Consider the following 15,771-nt stretch of genomic DNA (forward strand, 5'->3'; position numbering starts at 1 on the left):
ATGGCAAGGAAATATTTCGGCACCGACGGCATCAGGGGCGCGACCAACGCGGGCGCGATGACGGCCAGCATGGCGATGAAGGTCGGCATGGCCGCCGGCACCTACTTCCAGCGCGGCGGCCACAAGCATCGCGTGCTGATCGGCAAGGACACGCGCCTGTCGGGCTATATGCTCGAATCCGCGCTGTGCGCCGGCTTCACCAGCGTCGGCATGGACGTGATCATGGTCGGCCCGCTGCCGACGCCGGCGGTGGCGATGCTCACCCAGTCGATGCGCGCCGACATCGGCGTGATGATCTCGGCCAGCCACAATCCCTATGCCGACAACGGCATCAAATTGTTCGGCCCGGATGGCTACAAATTGTCCGACGAGGCGGAGGAGACGATCGAGCAGCTGATCGACAGCGCGATGGCCGGCGACGTGCCGCTGTCGCCGTCGGCGCAGATCGGCCGCGCCCGCCGCATCGACGACGCGCAGGGCCGCTACATCCATTTCGCCAAGGCGACCTTCCCGGAGGATCTGCGCCTCGACGGGCTGCGCGTGGTGATCGATTGCGCCAACGGCGCCGCCTACAAGGTCGCGCCGCTGGCGCTGTGGGAACTGGGCGCCGACGTCGTCTCGATCGGCATCACCCCCAACGGCACCAACATCAACGACGGCGTCGGCTCGACCGCGCCGCAGGCGCTGTCGGAGACGGTGGTCGCGGCGGGCGCCGATATCGGCATCGCGCTCGATGGTGACGCCGACCGGCTGATCATCGTCGACGAGACCGGCCGCGTGGTCGACGGCGACCAGCTGATGGCGACGATCGCGGCGGGCTGGGCGCGCGCTGGGCGGCTCGCCGGCGGCGGGCTGGTCGCGACGGTGATGTCCAACCTCGGCCTCGAACGCCATCTGTCGGCGCAGGGGCTCGGCCTCGTCCGCACCAAGGTCGGCGACCGCTACGTGCTCGAGAAGATGCGCGGTTCCGGCTACAATGTCGGCGGCGAACAGTCCGGCCATATCATCCTGTCGGATTACGGCACCACCGGCGACGGCCTCGTCGCCGCGCTCCAGGTGCTCGCCGAGCTCAAGCGCGCCGGCGCACCGGCGAGCGAGGTGCTCCACCGCTTCGAGCCGCTGCCGCAGGTGCTCAAGAACGTCCGCTTCGCCGGCGGCAAGCCGCTGGAGGAGGAGTCGGTCAAGGCGGTCATTGCCGCCGCCGAGGCCGAGCTTGCCGGCACCGGCCGCCTCGTCATCCGCCCGTCGGGCACCGAGCCGGTGATCCGGGTGATGGCGGAGGGCGACGACGCCCGTCAGGTCGAAACCGTCGTCGACCGCATCTGCGACGCCGTGCGTCAGGCGACCGCCTGATGCTCGCGATGCATCCCGATTGCGAGCGTTGCGGTGCCGACCTGCCCGCCGACGCGCCCGGCGCGTTCATCTGCTCGCTGGAGACGACCTTCTGCAGTGAATGCGCGGACGAACTCGACGAGCGCTGTCCCGACTGCGGCGGCGAGCTGCTCGACCGGCCGACGCGGATCGGCAAGGCGCTGAAGGCGCATCCGCCGGTCACGGAACGGCGCTTCCAGAGCTGAAGAGGATTTCGCGCGAAGCCGCGAAGCCGCCAAGATGGTGCGCGCGCGGCAGCTTCACCGCCTGCACCGCGGCCGTTGCCGCGGCCGGAGGGGAAGAGCTGCCGCAAAGCCAACCGGAACACCTTCGCGTCTTCGCGCCTTCGCGTGACTCACTATTCTCTATCCTCTCCCGCCCGCGTCGCCGGATCGGATTGCCGTCGCGCGTCGGCGCGGAGAGAAGGGATTCGCGCAGAGGCGCAGAGAACACGGAGGTGCTTCGCCGATGCCCCGGTCCGTTCCCCCGACCATGTCGAAGAACATCGGGTCCGCCGTGCCCCGACACGCTCCGCACGAACGGTGGCGAGGGAGACGCGCGGCACAAGGTGACGGCCCCTCCGCGTCCTCCGCGCCTCTGCGCGACCCAAAGCTTCCGCTGTCTTATGCCCCCCGACCTGTGGCATGGGCGCCGCCATGGCGCATACGATCAGCCACGCTCCGCCCATCGCCGGTCCCGCCCTGCCACGCGGACGATGGTCTCGACGCCGAAACGGCCGCCACTCCGCTAGAGTCCGGGGCCTGGGATGATCCCGCGCGTGCTCATCGTCGCCGGGTCGGATTCGGGCGGCGGCGCCGGTATCCAGGCGGATATCAAGACGGTCACGATGCTCGGCGGCCATGCGATGACCGCGATCACCGCGCTTACCGCGCAGAACACGCGCGGCGTCCAGGCGGTGCATGCCGTCCCGGTCGACATGGTCGTCGCGCAGATGCGCGCGGTGATCGACGACATCGGCGTCGATGCGGTCAAGATCGGCATGATCGGCTCGGCCGCCATCGCGCATGCCGTCGCCGACACGCTCGACCGGATCGACGCGCCGATGGTGTTCGACCCGGTGATGATCGCGACCAGCGGCGCGGTGCTCGCCGATGCCGCGACGGTCGCGGCGTTCGAACGGCTAATCCGCCGCGCGACGCTGGTGACGCCCAACCTGCCCGAGCTCGACGGGCTCGGCGGCGAGGGGGGCCTGCGCGCGATGGGCACCGCGGTGCTGGTCAAGGGCGGCCATGCCGAGGGCGACATCATCGAGGATCGGCTGATCGATGCCGAGGGCGTGCAGGCGCTGTGGACGCATCCCCGCGTCGACACGCGCCACAGCCACGGCACCGGCTGCACGCTGGCGAGCGGCATCGCGACCGGTCTTGCCGCCGGCCTGCCGCTGACCGATGCAGTGGCGCGCGCGATCGCCTATGTGCAGGCGGCGCTGGCCGCGGCGCCGGGGCTCGGCGCCGGCCACGGGCCGATGGGGCACGCGCTCGGTGGCGTGCCGTTCGATCGAATGGAGGGCTGAATGCCCGGATGGAAGCATGAGAAGACCTGCCAGCCCCCCGTCGCCGGGGTGGACGAGGCGGGACGCGGGCCGCTCGCCGGGCCGGTGGTCGCCGCCGCGGTGGTGCTGCCGGCGAAGGGCACGCCGCGCGGCATCGACGATTCGAAGAAGCTCTGCGCCGCCGAGCGCGAACGGCTCTACGGCCTCATCACCACCCGCGGCGTCTACGGCCTCGGCATCGTCGAGCCTGCCGAGATCGATTCGCTCAACATCTATTGGGCGACGATGAAGGCGATGACGCTGGCGGTCGATGCGCTCGTCGCGCGGCTCGGCTGCGATCCCGGCCATGTCCTGGTCGACGGCAACCGCCTGCCGCGCTGGAGCTATGCCGCCACCGCGATCGTCTCGGGCGATTCGCACAGCCTGTCGATCGCCGCCGCCTCGATCGTCGCCAAGCATACGCGCGACGCGATCATGCTCGATCATGCCGCGGTCCACCCGCAGTACAATTGGCATTCGAACAAGGGCTATGGCTGCAAGCACCATCTCGCCGCGCTGCACGAACACGGGCCGACGCCGCTCCATCGCCGCAGCTTCGCGCCGGTCGCCGCCGCTTATGCCCGAATCACGGCGGCGGGTGGTTCGGCCGCCCCGCACCCCGCTGCGGGGGATGGCGACGGCAGAAATCTGCACCAAGTCGCACGCTGAGTCTTTTGAGTCACAGACCCCATCACTTGGGGTTGGAGGCGGCCGCACTTCCCAACATCTGGATCGCGGGCGCCGTGGCCGGTCGCGTTAACCGAACGGCAGGACTCATCGTTAACCAATCATCCCTTGACGAGAGTCCGGTGTTTCGCGCGAATAGGGCGGCAAGGGGGACGTAATGGCGGTTATCGAGAAGGTCAGGCGGTCGCGGGTCGCGGCGCGCACAGCGGCGCCGACGGCGACGCGCCCGGCCGCACAGCTTCCCCTGGACAGCATCATCCGCGGCGATTGCATCGCGGCGATGCGCGCGTTGCCCGACAAGTCGGTCGACATGGTCTTTGCCGACCCGCCCTACAATCTCCAGCTCGGCGGCGAGCTTTTCCGACCGGACGGCACGCATGTCGATGCGGTCACCGACGATTGGGACAAGTTCGACACCTTCGCCGCCTATGACGCCTTCACCCGCGCCTGGCTGGCCGAGGCGCACCGCATCCTCAAGGATGACGGCACGATCTGGGTGATCGGCAGCTATCACAACATCTTCCGCGTCGGCGCGGCGGTGCAGGATCTCGGCTATTGGATCCTCAACGACATCGTCTGGCGGAAAGCCAATCCGATGCCGAACTTTCGCGGCACCCGCTTCACCAACGCGCACGAGACGCTGATCTGGGCGGCGAAGGGGGAGGGCGCCAAATACACCTTCAACTATCGCTCGATGAAGACGCTCAACGACGAGTTGCAGATGCGCTCGGACTGGGAATTCCCGATCTGCGGCGGTGGTGAGCGGCTCAAGAAGGGGGGCGTCAAGGTCCACCCGACGCAGAAGCCCGAGGCGTTGCTGTACCGCATCCTGCTCGCCTGCACCAAGCCGGGCGACGTCGTGGTCGATCCCTTCTTCGGCACCGGCACCACCGGCGCGGTCGCCAAGCGGCTCGGCCGCCGCTGGATCGGCATCGAGCGCGAGGGCGACTATATCGCCGCCGCCGAGGAGCGGATCGCCGCAGCGCTGCCGCTCGACGAATCGGCGCTGTCGACGATGCAGAGTCCGCGCCAGCAGCCCAAGGTCGCCTTCGGCGTGCTGGTCGAGAACGGCTATCTGACCCCCGGCGCGGTGCTGACCGACGCCAAGCGCCGCTTCCGCGTGACGGTGCGCGCCGACGGCAGCCTGTTGTCGGATTGCGGCGCCGCCGGCTCGATCCACAAGCTCGGCGCGGCGCTGCAAGGCGCCCCCGCGTGCAACGGCTGGACCTTCTGGCACCACGACGGCGAGGGCAAGCTCAAGCCGATCGACACGTTGCGCCAGACCTACCTGCTCGCGACGCAGCCGTAACCTTCATTTCTCCGACCCTGCGCTGGGAACCGCCCGCGCCGGCGGGTGGTGGAGGGGGCGGTCCCGCATAGGCCGAAGTTCGCCGCATCCTCCCCTCCGTCCGTGCCTTGCACTGCCACGATGTCGGGTCGCACCCGCGCTTGCGGGGGAGGAATTAGGGATATTGCCTTGTTCGAGCCGCCGTCGGAAGGGTCGGCCATGAGCCTCCACCTCCGCCCCGTCCAGTTCGTCGACACTCCCGTCACCCATGCCGACGGCGCGGTGGCGCGCCTGGCCGGCGGCCTGCAATGGTTCGCCGCCTATGAGGTCATCGAGCCCGGCAAGCGCCGCACCGTCGCGGTCGCCGAACTCGCGACCCTCGGCGACCGCGCCGCCCGCCTCCACGCCGCGATCACCGCGCCGCGCCCGCCGCTCCGGCTCGGCGAGCGCACGCTGCGGCTCGACCAGCCGCTGGTCGCCGGCATCCTCAACGTCACGCCGGACAGCTTTTCCGACGGCGGCCAGCATAGCGACGACCCCGCCGCCGCCGCTGCGGCCGGCGTCGACATGGCCGCCGCCGGCGCCGCGCTGGTCGACCTCGGCGGCGAATCGACCCGCCCCGGCGCGGCGCAGGTCTGGGAGGGCGACGAGATCGCCCGCGTCGTCCCGGTCATCGAACGCCTCGCGCGCAGCGGCACCCCCGTCTCGATCGACACCCGCAAGGCGGCGGTCATGGAAGCGGCGCTGGCCGCCGGGGCGCATATCGTCAACGACGTCTCGGCGCTGCTGTGGGACGAGCGCGCGCTCGACGTGGTGGTGCGGGCGCAATGCCCCGTCGTGCTCATGCACTCGCCCGATCCCCGCGAGGGCGGCCATGCCCGCACCGGCTATCGCGACGTGCTGACCGACGTGTTCGACTGGCTGGAGGCGCGGATCGCCGCGGTGGTCGCGGCGGGCGTGGATGCGACGCGGATCATCGTCGATCCCGGCATCGGCTTCGGCAAGACGCTCACCGAGAATCTCGCGCTGATCAACGGTCTGGCGCTGTTCCACGGTCTCGGCTGCCCGATCATGCTCGGTGCCAGCCGCAAGCGGATGATCGGTGCGCTCGACCATGAAGCGCCGGTGGCGGCGCGACTCGGCGGCAGCCTCGCGCTGGCGCTGAAGGGTGCCGAGGCGGGGGTGCAGCTGTTGCGCGTCCACGACGTCGCCGCGACGGTTCAGGCGCTGCGCGTCTGGCGCGGCCTGCGCGACCGTGCGCTGGTCGGTGGCTGAATTGTGATTTTGCGTTGCAGCAGAACGATTGTTGATGCGTTCGGGCCGCTTCGATCCCATTTGGACCCGCTATGATCGTTGCATCCTCGCCCCGCCTCGGCCGCATCGTTTCCGAAGTCTGGAAACCGCTCGTCATCCTCTTCGTCTGGGACGTGATCGTCACGGTCACTTACTACGTGCTGCCGTTCAAGGCGCCGTCGCTGCCGCTGACCCTGTTCGGCTCGGTGCTGGCGCTGTTCCTCGGCTTCCGCGACAATTCGGCCTATCAGCGCTGGTGGGAAGGCCGCGTGCTGTGGGGTGCGATGATCAACGCCTCGCGCAGCCTCAGCCGCGAGGCGCGCAACTTCCTGCCGATCGACGAGGCGCACGATCTGCGCCGGACGATCGTCATCCGCCAGATCGCCTATGTGAACGCGCTGCGCTGCCAGCTGCGCCGCCAGCCGGTGGACGAACAGGTGCTCAAATTCCTGTCGCGCGGCGAGGCGGAGCCGGCGCTGACCCGCAGCAACATCGCCAACGGCCTGCTCGACGGCACCGGCCGCCGCATCGACGATGCCCGCCGCCGGGGCTGGATCGACACCATCCAGCAGACGCGGATGGAATCGACGCTGGTTGACATCGCCAACGCGCAGGGCGGCATGGAACGGCTCAAAAACACGCCGCTGCCCAACCAATATCGCTTCTTCCCGACACTTTTCACCCATATCTTTTGCATCCTGCTCCCCATCGGCCTCGTCGAAACCCTTGGATTCGCTACGCCACTGGGCTCGACTGTTGCTGGGCTGATGTTCCTGGCGGTGCTGCAGATCGGTGACGATCTCGTCGATCCCTTTGCGGATACGGTCCACGACGTGCCGTTGACCGCGATGTGCCGGACGATCGAGATCGACCTGCTCCAGTCGATCGGCGATCCCGCCCCCGACCCGGTCAAGCCGGTCAAGGGCGTGTTGTGGTGATCACAACGTATAGCCGCCGTCGCTGACCAGGCAGGCGCCGGTGATCAGCGTCGCCGCGTCGGAGAGCAGGAAGCCGATCTGCGCGGCGATTTCCTCCGGCTTGGCATAGCGGCCGAGCGGCGTCGCCAGCGCGGCGAGTTCGGCGAAGGCGGCATCGCGGCCGACCGCGGCGACCCGGTCGGCGAACATCGGGATCGCGTCCCACACCGGCGTCTCGACCCCGGCCGGAGCGATCGCATTCACCCGGATGCCGCGCGGCGCGCCTTCCTTGGCGGCGACCTTGGCCAGATGGATCAGCGCCGCCTTCGACGCGCCATAGGCCGCGACGCCGGCCTCCGCCTTGATCCCCACCGCCGAGGCGGTCGCGACGATCGCGCCACCGCCGTGCATCGCGCGCAGCGCCGCCCGCAGCGTCAGGAACGCACCGTCCAGATTGACGCTGAGGATGCGCCGCCATTCGGCGAGAGGGAGATCGGCGATCGGCCCCGCCCCGGCGACCCCTGCATTGATCACCGCGCCATCGATCCCGGCGAGGCGAGGCGCGGCCTCGTCCCAGAAGCCTTCGTCGGCGACATCGCCGACCAGTGCCTCGACCGGGCAGGACAGCGCGATCCGCGCCAGCGCCGCCGCGTCCCGATCGACTATCACGAGCCGGTCGGCACCATGCGCCGCGAGATGCTGCGCGGTGGCGAGGCCGATGCCGGAGGCGGCACCGGTAACGAGGATCTGGCGACAGGGCATCAGTCGAGGCTAGCGCCGCCCCGTCGCCGATGGAAGTCAGGCGGCGTTGTCGATACCGAGTTCGCCGAGCTTGCGGTACAGCGTCGAGCGGCCGATGCCGAGCCGGCGCGCCACCTCGGTCATCCGGCCCCGGTAATGGCCGATGGCGAGCCGGATCACGTCGGCCTCGATATCCTCGAGCGGGCGCAGATTGCCGTCCGGCCGGAACAGGGTGATGCCCCCGGCCGACGCGCTGGCCGAGCCGGTGGTGCCGACGCGGCGATCGCCGAGCGCGGCGATCTGCGGGAAGTCGGCCCGGGTCAGCGCCGCGCCCTCGCAGAGCACGGCGGCGCGGAACAGCGCATTCTGCAACTGCCGGACATTGCCGGGCCAGTCATATTGCACCAGCAACGCCAGGGCGTCGTCGGTGATGCCGAGCGGGCGCAGGCCCGGCTGCTGCGCGATCCGCGCGAGCAGATGGCGGGCAAGCGCCGGCACGTCGCCCAGCCGCTCGCGCAGTGGCGGGATCGTCACCTGCACGACGTTGAGCCGGTAATAGAGGTCTTCGCGGAACCGGCCCGCCTCGACCTCCTGGAGCAGCTTCTTGTTGGTCGCGGCGATGACGCGGACGTCGACCTCGCGGCCGTGCCGCGCGCCGATCGGCTGGATCACGCCCGATTGCAGGACGTGCAGCAGCTTCGCCTGCGTCTCCAGCGGCATCTCGCCGATCTCGTCGATCAGGATGGTGCCGCCGTCGGCGTCGACGAACTTGCCGATCTTGCGTTCGAACGCGCCGGTGAAGGCGCCCTTCTCGTGTCCGAACAGCTCCGATTCGACTAGGTTGCCGGGAATGGCGCCGCAATTAACCGTGATCATCGGCTTCTTCGATCGCGGCGAGGCGGCGTGGATCGCATCGGCGACCACCTCCTTGCCGACACCGCTCTCGCCCTCGACCAGCACCGACACCCGGGCGCGCGCCGCCTTGGCGGCGATCGCCAGCGCGGCGCGGAAATCGGGCGACGAGCCGACGATTTCGTCGAAGGCGAGCAGCGCCGGAATCTTCTCGGTCAGCGGCCGCAGCTCGCCGACCGCGGTGCCCGCCACGGCCGATTCGAGCGCGGCGAGCAGCCGTTCGGGCGCGAGCGGCTTGACCAGGAAGTCGGTCGCCCCGGCGCGCATCGCCGCCACCGCATGCGCCACCGAGCCGTTGGCGGTCACGAGCAGCACCGGCAGGGCCGGGCGCCGCTCGCGCAGCTCGGCGATCAGCGGCGCGGCATCCGCATCGGGCGCCCAATGGTCGAGCAGGATGGCGTCGAGCTGCATGCCATCCTGCGTGCCGAGCTGGGCGAGCGCCATCTCGCCGTCGGAGGCGAAGATCGATCGCCACCCGGCGCGGGCGGCGAGCGCCGACACCAGGCGGCGCTGGGCAGGCTCGTCGTCAATCAGCAAAAGCAGGCGCTGTCCGTTGCGCGTCATGGTCTATTCCTGTCCCGGTTCGGGGCAGGTGATACAATGCACGAGTAAAGGCGACCTTAAACCCCCGATGCGGCGGCCCGCCTTGACGGCTGCGACGCTTTGCGGGCAGGTATCGGCCACAATGGCGCATACGCCAGGAGCAGACGAGGGTTGGATGATGGCCGGCAATGGTGATTTGAAGGCGCATGAATCGACCTATTCAAGCGTCACGAAGATGCTGTTCTGGGGCGCCATCGCCTGCGCGGTCATCGTCGCGCTGGTGATCTGGCTGATCGCCTAGGCCCGCCGACATGAAGATCGCCGTCCTCAAGGAACATGCAGACGGCGAGCGGCGGGTCGCCGCCACGCCGGAAACCGTCCGGAAGTTCGCCGCCCTGGGCGCGCGTGTCGCGATCGAGGCCGGTGCCGGGATCGCCGCTAGTTACACCGATCAGGCCTATGCTGACGCCGGCGCCATCGTCGCCGATCGCGGGGCGACCATGGCGGGGGCGGACATCATCCTTGGCGTGCAGGGCCCCGATCCAGCCGACCTCGCGGCGGCCGCTTCCGGAGCGTGGATCGTCGCCGGTCTCAACCCCTTTGGCGAGCGCGCCCGTATCGAGGCCTATGCCGCCGCCGGCTTCGAGGCGCTGGCGATGGAGTTCATGCCGCGCATCACCCGCGCCCAGTCGATGGACATATTGTCGTCCCAGTCCAACCTCGCCGGCTACAAGGCGGTGCTCGACGCCGCGTCGGAATATGGCCGCGCCTTTCCGATGATGATGACCGCCGCGGGGACAATATCCGCCGCCAAGGCGTTCGTGATGGGTGTCGGCGTCGCGGGACTGCAGGCGATCGCCACCGCGCGGCGGCTGGGTGCGCAGGTGTCCGCCACCGACGTCCGCGCCGCGACTCGCGAGCAGATCCAGTCGCTCGGCGCCAAGCCGGTCTTCGTCGAGAATGTCGCCGGCATCGAGGGCGAGGGGACCGGCGGCTATGCCGGCGAGATGAGCGACGCATATAAGGCGGCGCAGGCCGAACTCGTCTCCAGCCATATCGCCAAGCAGGATATCGTCATCACGACCGCGCTGATCCCCGGCCGCCCGGCGCCGCGGCTGATCAGCGACGCGCAGGTCGCCTCGATGAAGCCGGGTAGCGTGATCGTCGACCTCGCGGTCGAGCAGGGCGGCAATGTCGAGGGCGCGGTGGCGGGCGAGATCGTCGAGCGGCACGGCGTGCGCATCATCGGTCACCGCAACATGGCGTCGCGCCTGCCCGCCGACGCCTCGGCGCTGTTCAGCCGCAACCTCTACAATTTCCTGTCGACCTTCTGGGACAAGGACGCCGGTCGTCCGGTGCTCGACGCCGAGATCGGCGATGCGATACGGCTGACCAGGGGCGGGCAGATCGTCAACCCGCGGTTGCTGTCATAGACCGTGGAGGCCGACGCCCTTCTCGGCCGGATGCGGCGGAACCAGCGTTGGCGAACGCCTATGATGCGGTACGTGGCTGGATCGAGGCGGCCGAAGAGATCGGGCATCCGGTATCATCACCGCACCGCATCGCCGCCTGAAGGAGTGGGATTATGGACTTCGTAGCGATCCTGTCGATCTTCGCACTGGCGTGCTTCGTCGGCTATTATGTCGTCTGGTCGGTGACGCCGGCGTTGCACACGCCGCTGATGGCGGTGACCAACGCCATCTCCAGCGTGATCATCGTCGGCGCGCTGATCGCCGGCGCGGCGGCGGGAAGCACTGCGTCGAAATGGCTCGGGCTGCTCGGCGTCGTGCTCGCCAGCATCAATATCTTCGGCGGCTTCGCGGTCACCCAGCGGATGCTGGCGATGTACAGGAAGAAGGACCGGCCGGCGCCGGCGAAGCACTGACGGGCGCAGCCCACACCGACACATGACGATCCGGGGGTAGGATGGAACACGCAACCGCAGGCAGCTCGTTCGCAGCGCTCGCCTATCTGATCGCCGGGATCTGCTTCATCCTCGCGCTCCGTGGCCTCTCGTCGCCGACGTCGAGCCAGAGCGGCAACCGTTTCGGCATGATCGGCATGACCATCGCGGTGGTGACGACGTTGGTCACGCATCTTCCCGGCCGTATGCAGCCCCCAGGGAAGAGTCAGTTATGTAGCCAGCTGCATACTGCTGCGGGCAGCGGCGAGCCCGTTTGTCACACATTCATCCATTCACCTGCGTTCGCCTTGGACTGGACGACGATCGGACTGATCCTAGCCGCGATCGGTATCGGCGCGGTCATCGGCATCACCACCGCGCGGCGGATCGCGATGACCGCGATGCCGCAGCTCGTCGCCGCCTTCCACAGCCTCGTCGGGCTCGCCGCGGTGCTGGTCGCCGCAGCAGCCTTTCTCAACCCGATCGCCTTCGGCATCGCCGACATGGTGATCCCGATGCTGGGCCGGCCCTTTGCGGCGATCCATCCGGTCAGCCGGATTGAGATGGGGCTGGGCGTCGCGATCGGCGCGATCACCTTCTCGGGCTCGGTGATCGCCTTCCTCAAGCTCAACGGCACGATGGGCGGCAAGCCGATCCTGCTGCCCGGCCGCCACGTCATCAACCTCGGCGTGCTCGCCGCGATCCTGCTGCTGATCGTCGCCTTCACGCAGGACCAGAGCCCCTGGATCTTCTGGACGATCACCATCCTCAGCTTCGCGATCGGCTTCCTGCTGATCATCCCGATCGGCGGCGCGGACATGCCGGTCGTGGTCAGCATGCTCAACAGCTATTCGGGCTGGGCGGCGGCGGCGATGGGGTTCACGCTGCACAACAGCGCCATGATCATCACCGGCGCGCTGGTCGGCTCGTCCGGCGCGATCCTCAGCTACATCATGTGCCGCGCGATGAACCGCAGCTTCGTGTCCGTCATCGCCGGCGGCTTCGGCGCGGAGAGCGGCGGCAGCGGCGACGCCGCCCGGATCGACCGGCCGTGGAAGCGCGGCAGCGCCGAAGATGCGGCCTTCCTGATGAGCCAGGCCGAACAGGTCATCATCGTTCCCGGTTATGGCATGGCGGTCGCGCAGGCACAGCATGCGCTGCGCGAAATGGCCGACAAGTTGAAGGCGCACGGCGTCCGCGTCAAATACGCCATCCATCCGGTCGCCGGCCGCATGCCGGGTCATATGAACGTGCTGCTCGCCGAAGCCAACGTGCCCTATGACGAGGTGTTCGAGCTGGAAGACATCAATTCCGAGTTCGCGCAGACCGACGTCGCCTTCGTCATCGGCGCCAACGATGTCACCAACCCCGCCGCCAAGACCGACAAAAGCTCGCCCATTTACGGCATGCCGGTGCTCGATGTCGAAAAGGCGAAGACCGTGCTGTTCATCAAGCGATCGATGGGCGGCGTCGGCTATGCCGGTGTCGATAACGACGTGTTCTACAGAGACAATACGATGATGCTCCTCGCCGACGCCAAGAAGATGGTCGAGGAGATCGTCAAGTCGCTCGACTGAGTCTAGGGTGCATCCGTTTCGGAGGTGATAAGGTCTGGTGGATGTTTTCGCGCGTGGCAGTGGCGCGAAAATGGAGGTGAATCAGCGCGAACCGTTTTGCGTGCTGCTTATCCTGACAGCATGGGGATCGCGACGTTTGCTGAAGCCGAGACGATGGATTGCCGGGCGCGGTCCTATACCGATCGAGGCCGGCCCGTGCTGCTGATCGCCGAGCCCGCCGCCGCGGCGCCGTTCGAGGCCGCGATCGCGCGCGTCGGTGCGCGGCTGCTGCAGCGGATCGGCTGGGCCGACGTCGCCGCGACGCTGCCAATGCTGGCGGGGCGGCCGACCATCGTCGCAGAGGCCAGCGCCATCGATCCCGTCGTGCTCGACACGGTGCTGCCGCTCGTTACGGCGCACATGATGGCCAACGATGTTTCCGCCGTGATCGCATTCGACGAGCCGCACCTCGACCTCGTCGCGCGCCATTTGCTCGGCCTGTCGGCGGACATGCTCTGCCGTCCGACCGCGGAGCAGCGGGTGGCGAGTCTCGCCGCGACGCTCCGTCCGCCGCTGCCGGCGCTGCACGACCGCCTGCGCGACGCGGTGCAGACCGATCGCGAGCCGTTCCAATATGACGGGCGCGACAGCGCGGAGGAGCGGCTCCGGCGACTGACCGAGGGGATGGAGCGCATCTCGCGCTTCGCCGCCGACGTGATGCGCCACAGCGGCGTGCCCGCCGACCTCGGCGACCGTCGCACCGCCTACGACAGCGAGCCGGCGACGGCCGGCCTGCCGGTGCGCGCGCAGGATGTCCGCCGCGTCATCCACCGCCGGCAGTTGCGCAGCAAGTTTTTCGGCCAGTTCGGCGGCGAGGCGCTGTTCGAGGACCCGGCGTGGGACATGCTGCTCGACCTGTTCGCCGCCGAGCTGGAGGGGGTGCAGGTCAGCGTGTCCAGCCTGTGCATCGCCGCGGGCGTCGCGCCGACCACGGCGCTGCGCTGGATCGCCAAGATGACCGAGATGGAGCTGTTCATCCGCCACCCCGACCCCGCCGACCGCCGCCGCGCCTTCATGACGCTCTCCCCCCGCGCCAGCGAGGCGATGCACGCCTATATGATCGCGCTGCGGAAGATCGAGGCGGCGGGGTGATCCTCCCCCCTTGCGGATCGCCGTCAGCTTTGGCAGGGCAGGCGAACCCGCAAGGGGGCGATTAGCTCAGTTGGTAGAGCGTCTCGTTTACACCGAGAGATCAGCCCCAAGATACACGGTTCTAAGCCACTTTGCTTCGCGAACGGAGTGGCAACAGATGCAGAACAATCCCGAATTTGCGGTCCATCCGCGGACCATTAATCAGACGGTCGTATTGACCGATGTTTACCCAAAGCTACGTGTGCCAGTGCCTGACGACGGCGAGTGGCTGGACTTCTTCATCGCTGACACCACGGCGCGCTATTCGCTGTACTGGCGCTTGAACGATGGTTCGCGCGTCGATCCCGACACCGTAGAGTTCGGTCTGATATCGAGCCACAAGAGCATGCAGAGGGCGCAGTCGAAAGCCGCTTGGCTTATCCATTCGCAGCTTATGTTGGGGCTAGCAGCATGAGCGGCGTCTGCGCAACATGCGGCTTTCCTTGGGGGATAGATGCCATTCGGCATTCGGACATGTGCGACGGTCGCCGCCTTGCCATCGCTGATGACGCGGTCGCCGAGATGCTGACGCAAACTGACGAGCAAATTCTTGCCTCCTCCACGCCAGAGGAAATCGATGCCGCCTGTAAGCTGCACGGCTCAATCATGGCCACCAGTGAACGCATGTCTGTCATCGCCTTTCTCCGCAACGGCGGCCAGACGATTAGGGGGCAGTGGTTCGCGTGGGACATGGAGATGCGTGGCTACGCCAAAAGCTTCGCAGACATGATCGAGCGGGAGGACCACAACCAATGACGCAGGAAGTCGCGCCCACGCTCTACGCCGCTTTGGTCGAGGCAAAGAAGGCCTTGTGGATGGAGCACCGCCACATGTGGAACCTCGAAGACTTCAACAATTTCGCCGTCGTGCAGCAGATTAATGCTGCCCTGACGCGCGCCGATGGAAAGGTCCGTCCATGAGCGACAATATGCCTGTAGCGTGTCCGAACGTTCGCACGGAATGGGACATGGCTCTGTCCGCTATCGCAGCCGGCAACGCTGCTACGCTCGACGTTGCTGAGGCAATGCGCGGTGACATGCCGATCGGAGACAACCTCCGCCATCGCGAGACGGCTTACCAGATGGCCGACGCGCTCCGCTCGGTTCTCGCGCTGCTGCATGGCGCACCGCCTGAATATGAGAACCTCGACCAGCGAGGGCAGTACGATGACGGCTGCCGGCTGCTCGTCGCGGTTCAAGAATACCTTGAGGGGTGGGAAGCATGACGGCCGATGAGATCAAGAGCATCATTCGCACATGGCTTGACGCTGACGATGCAACCCATTGGGGCGCATTTGAACAAGCGCTTGATGCGGCTACATCCGGCGAAACAGAGCGCTCGCTGATCGTATCAATGTTGCGATCAGACGCGAAAACGATGCGTGAGAACGCGAACGCATACAGCGAAGAAGCGCCATCTGACGCCCGCGCTCTGCATGAGGTGGCTGCTACTCTAGCTTTCAAAGCTGCGCAGATAGAGCGCGGCGATCATTATTTGCAGCTTCTAGATCAGCATAGGGAGGCGCTGTGATGTCTATCCATAATCTACGACTAGACGAAATTCAGCAGGCACTTTTTGACGCGCAATCTGTAGAGTCTCTGATTGCGCCAGACGAAATGCCTGATCTACCTATGGCAGTGGCTACTCAAAGGCATGTTGTTAGCTTCCTGCAACGGCTGTGGGACGCCAAGCTTGCCGACGTTGTAAAGTGATCGCGCCATGAAGCGCCCCCTTTGGCAGATCATAGCGCTTATACCGCTGTGGCTGATCTACGCCCCGGCACGGGCATACGTCACATTCATGGATAGGAACCTGTG

At 67.6% G+C, this 15,771-nt stretch carries 19 protein-coding genes; 17 read left to right on the top strand and 2 right to left on the bottom strand.

Annotated elements, in window-relative coordinates:
* The 7 genes from glmM to HD841_RS02405 all read left to right on the top strand — a co-directional run bounded on the left by glmM (position 1) and on the right by HD841_RS02405 (position 7,129).
* Positions 1 to 1,353, top strand: a complete 1,353-nt coding sequence (gene glmM / locus HD841_RS02375; protein ID WP_179507272.1) for a phosphoglucosamine mutase — start codon at positions 1 to 3, stop codon at positions 1,351 to 1,353.
* Positions 1,353 to 1,577: a DUF1272 domain-containing protein gene (locus tag HD841_RS02380; protein WP_179507273.1), complete on the top strand. Its 225-nt coding sequence runs from the start codon at positions 1,353 to 1,355 to the stop codon at positions 1,575 to 1,577. The genes glmM and HD841_RS02380 overlap by 1 nt, the downstream gene beginning before the upstream one ends.
* A gap of 560 nt (positions 1,578 to 2,137) precedes the next feature.
* Complete coding sequence (gene thiD, locus HD841_RS02385) at positions 2,138 to 2,905, top strand: bifunctional hydroxymethylpyrimidine kinase/phosphomethylpyrimidine kinase (RefSeq protein WP_179507274.1); 768 nt, start codon at positions 2,138 to 2,140, stop codon at positions 2,903 to 2,905.
* On the top strand, positions 2,906 to 3,592 hold the full coding sequence (locus HD841_RS02390) for a ribonuclease HII (RefSeq protein ID WP_179507275.1): 687 nt from the start codon (positions 2,906 to 2,908) through the stop codon (positions 3,590 to 3,592).
* Between the two features lie 175 nt (positions 3,593 to 3,767).
* Positions 3,768 to 4,919 carry a site-specific DNA-methyltransferase gene (locus HD841_RS02395; protein WP_306455764.1) on the top strand — a complete coding sequence of 384 codons (1,152 nt, stop codon included), beginning with the start codon at positions 3,768 to 3,770 and terminating at the stop codon, positions 4,917 to 4,919.
* Between the two features lie 198 nt (positions 4,920 to 5,117).
* Positions 5,118 to 6,173, top strand: coding sequence for a dihydropteroate synthase (gene folP, locus HD841_RS02400; protein ID WP_179507276.1), 1,056 nt, complete (start codon positions 5,118 to 5,120; stop codon positions 6,171 to 6,173).
* A 71-nt stretch (positions 6,174 to 6,244) separates the two neighbouring features.
* The gene (locus tag HD841_RS02405; protein WP_179507277.1) at positions 6,245 to 7,129 is read left to right on the top strand and encodes a bestrophin family protein; all 885 of its coding nucleotides are present in this window, start codon (positions 6,245 to 6,247) and stop codon (positions 7,127 to 7,129) included.
* Here HD841_RS02405 and HD841_RS02410 read toward each other — a convergent pair whose 3' ends face one another.
* Complete coding sequence (locus tag HD841_RS02410; protein ID WP_179507278.1) at positions 7,130 to 7,870, bottom strand: SDR family NAD(P)-dependent oxidoreductase; 741 nt, start codon at positions 7,868 to 7,870, stop codon at positions 7,130 to 7,132. It abuts the gene before it with no gap.
* 36 nt (positions 7,871 to 7,906) lie between these two features.
* Entirely contained in the window at positions 7,907 to 9,325 is a 1,419-nt protein-coding gene (locus HD841_RS02415) for a sigma-54-dependent transcriptional regulator (RefSeq protein ID WP_179507279.1), read from the bottom strand.
* Between the two features lie 157 nt (positions 9,326 to 9,482).
* On the opposite strand from HD841_RS02415, the gene HD841_RS02420 reads away from it, so the two are divergent.
* The 10 genes from HD841_RS02420 (at position 9,483) to HD841_RS02465 (ending at position 15,484) form a co-directional block, all read left to right on the top strand.
* On the top strand, positions 9,483 to 9,605 hold the full coding sequence (locus tag HD841_RS02420; protein ID WP_257015176.1) for an aa3-type cytochrome c oxidase subunit IV: 123 nt from the start codon (positions 9,483 to 9,485) through the stop codon (positions 9,603 to 9,605).
* 10 nt (positions 9,606 to 9,615) lie between these two features.
* The gene (locus HD841_RS02425; RefSeq protein ID WP_179507281.1) at positions 9,616 to 10,737 is read left to right on the top strand and encodes an NAD(P) transhydrogenase subunit alpha; all 1,122 of its coding nucleotides are present in this window, start codon (positions 9,616 to 9,618) and stop codon (positions 10,735 to 10,737) included.
* Between the two features lie 152 nt (positions 10,738 to 10,889).
* Positions 10,890 to 11,189 carry an NAD(P) transhydrogenase subunit alpha gene (locus tag HD841_RS02430; RefSeq protein ID WP_179507282.1) on the top strand — a complete coding sequence of 100 codons (300 nt, stop codon included), beginning with the start codon at positions 10,890 to 10,892 and terminating at the stop codon, positions 11,187 to 11,189.
* A 41-nt stretch (positions 11,190 to 11,230) separates the two neighbouring features.
* Complete coding sequence (locus HD841_RS02435) at positions 11,231 to 12,784, top strand: NAD(P)(+) transhydrogenase (Re/Si-specific) subunit beta (protein ID WP_179507283.1); 1,554 nt, start codon at positions 11,231 to 11,233, stop codon at positions 12,782 to 12,784.
* Between the two features lie 120 nt (positions 12,785 to 12,904).
* Positions 12,905 to 13,915 (top strand): MarR family winged helix-turn-helix transcriptional regulator, encoded by a 1,011-nt coding sequence (locus tag HD841_RS02440; RefSeq protein ID WP_257015177.1) that lies wholly within the window; start codon positions 12,905 to 12,907, stop codon positions 13,913 to 13,915.
* Positions 13,916 to 14,072: 157 nt separating this feature from the next.
* On the top strand, positions 14,073 to 14,369 hold the full coding sequence (locus HD841_RS02445; RefSeq protein WP_179507284.1) for a hypothetical protein: 297 nt from the start codon (positions 14,073 to 14,075) through the stop codon (positions 14,367 to 14,369).
* A complete protein-coding gene (locus HD841_RS02450) occupies positions 14,366 to 14,710 on the top strand; it encodes a hypothetical protein (RefSeq protein WP_179507285.1) in 345 nt (114 codons plus the stop codon). The genes HD841_RS02445 and HD841_RS02450 overlap by 4 nt, the downstream gene beginning before the upstream one ends.
* On the top strand, positions 14,707 to 14,874 hold the full coding sequence (locus HD841_RS02455) for a hypothetical protein (protein WP_179507286.1): 168 nt from the start codon (positions 14,707 to 14,709) through the stop codon (positions 14,872 to 14,874). The genes HD841_RS02450 and HD841_RS02455 overlap by 4 nt, the downstream gene beginning before the upstream one ends.
* Complete coding sequence (locus tag HD841_RS02460) at positions 14,871 to 15,179, top strand: hypothetical protein (RefSeq protein ID WP_179507287.1); 309 nt, start codon at positions 14,871 to 14,873, stop codon at positions 15,177 to 15,179. The genes HD841_RS02455 and HD841_RS02460 overlap by 4 nt, the downstream gene beginning before the upstream one ends.
* Positions 15,176 to 15,484, top strand: coding sequence for a hypothetical protein (locus HD841_RS02465; RefSeq protein WP_179507288.1), 309 nt, complete (start codon positions 15,176 to 15,178; stop codon positions 15,482 to 15,484). Before HD841_RS02460 ends, HD841_RS02465 begins: the two co-directional genes overlap by 4 nt.
* The last annotated feature ends 287 nt before the right edge of the window (positions 15,485 to 15,771 follow it).

The sequence above is a fragment of the Sphingomonas melonis genome, assembly GCF_013409985.1.
Classification (GTDB): Bacteria; Pseudomonadota; Alphaproteobacteria; order Sphingomonadales; family Sphingomonadaceae; genus Sphingomonas; species Sphingomonas melonis_A.

What these genes read in the sequence shown, in the direction of transcription:
- HD841_RS02430 (WP_179507282.1), top strand. Translation starts at nt 10,890, where the DNA reads ATGGACTTCGTAGCGATCCTGTCGATCTTCGCACTGGCGTGCTTCGTC.
- thiD (WP_179507274.1), top strand. Translation starts at nt 2,138, where the DNA reads ATGATCCCGCGCGTGCTCATCGTCGCCGGGTCGGATTCGGGCGGCGGC.
- HD841_RS02460 (WP_179507287.1), top strand. Translation starts at nt 14,871, where the DNA reads ATGAGCGACAATATGCCTGTAGCGTGTCCGAACGTTCGCACGGAATGG.
- HD841_RS02390 (WP_179507275.1), top strand. Translation starts at nt 2,906, where the DNA reads ATGCCCGGATGGAAGCATGAGAAGACCTGCCAGCCCCCCGTCGCCGGG.
- HD841_RS02450 (WP_179507285.1), top strand. Translation starts at nt 14,366, where the DNA reads ATGAGCGGCGTCTGCGCAACATGCGGCTTTCCTTGGGGGATAGATGCC.
- HD841_RS02425 (WP_179507281.1), top strand. Translation starts at nt 9,616, where the DNA reads ATGAAGATCGCCGTCCTCAAGGAACATGCAGACGGCGAGCGGCGGGTC.
- HD841_RS02380 (WP_179507273.1), top strand. Translation starts at nt 1,353, where the DNA reads ATGCTCGCGATGCATCCCGATTGCGAGCGTTGCGGTGCCGACCTGCCC.
- HD841_RS02395 (WP_306455764.1), top strand. Translation starts at nt 3,768, where the DNA reads ATGGCGGTTATCGAGAAGGTCAGGCGGTCGCGGGTCGCGGCGCGCACA.
- HD841_RS02445 (WP_179507284.1), top strand. Translation starts at nt 14,073, where the DNA reads ATGCAGAACAATCCCGAATTTGCGGTCCATCCGCGGACCATTAATCAG.
- HD841_RS02405 (WP_179507277.1), top strand. Translation starts at nt 6,245, where the DNA reads ATGATCGTTGCATCCTCGCCCCGCCTCGGCCGCATCGTTTCCGAAGTC.
- HD841_RS02435 (WP_179507283.1), top strand. Translation starts at nt 11,231, where the DNA reads ATGGAACACGCAACCGCAGGCAGCTCGTTCGCAGCGCTCGCCTATCTG.
- HD841_RS02465 (WP_179507288.1), top strand. Translation starts at nt 15,176, where the DNA reads ATGACGGCCGATGAGATCAAGAGCATCATTCGCACATGGCTTGACGCT.
- HD841_RS02410 (WP_179507278.1), bottom strand. Translation starts at nt 7,870, where the DNA reads ATGCCCTGTCGCCAGATCCTCGTTACCGGTGCCGCCTCCGGCATCGGC.
- HD841_RS02440 (WP_257015177.1), top strand. Translation starts at nt 12,905, where the DNA reads ATGGGGATCGCGACGTTTGCTGAAGCCGAGACGATGGATTGCCGGGCG.
- glmM (WP_179507272.1), top strand. Translation starts at nt 1, where the DNA reads ATGGCAAGGAAATATTTCGGCACCGACGGCATCAGGGGCGCGACCAAC.
- HD841_RS02455 (WP_179507286.1), top strand. Translation starts at nt 14,707, where the DNA reads ATGACGCAGGAAGTCGCGCCCACGCTCTACGCCGCTTTGGTCGAGGCA.
- HD841_RS02420 (WP_257015176.1), top strand. Translation starts at nt 9,483, where the DNA reads ATGGCCGGCAATGGTGATTTGAAGGCGCATGAATCGACCTATTCAAGC.
- folP (WP_179507276.1), top strand. Translation starts at nt 5,118, where the DNA reads ATGAGCCTCCACCTCCGCCCCGTCCAGTTCGTCGACACTCCCGTCACC.
- HD841_RS02415 (WP_179507279.1), bottom strand. Translation starts at nt 9,325, where the DNA reads ATGACGCGCAACGGACAGCGCCTGCTTTTGCTGATTGACGACGAGCCT.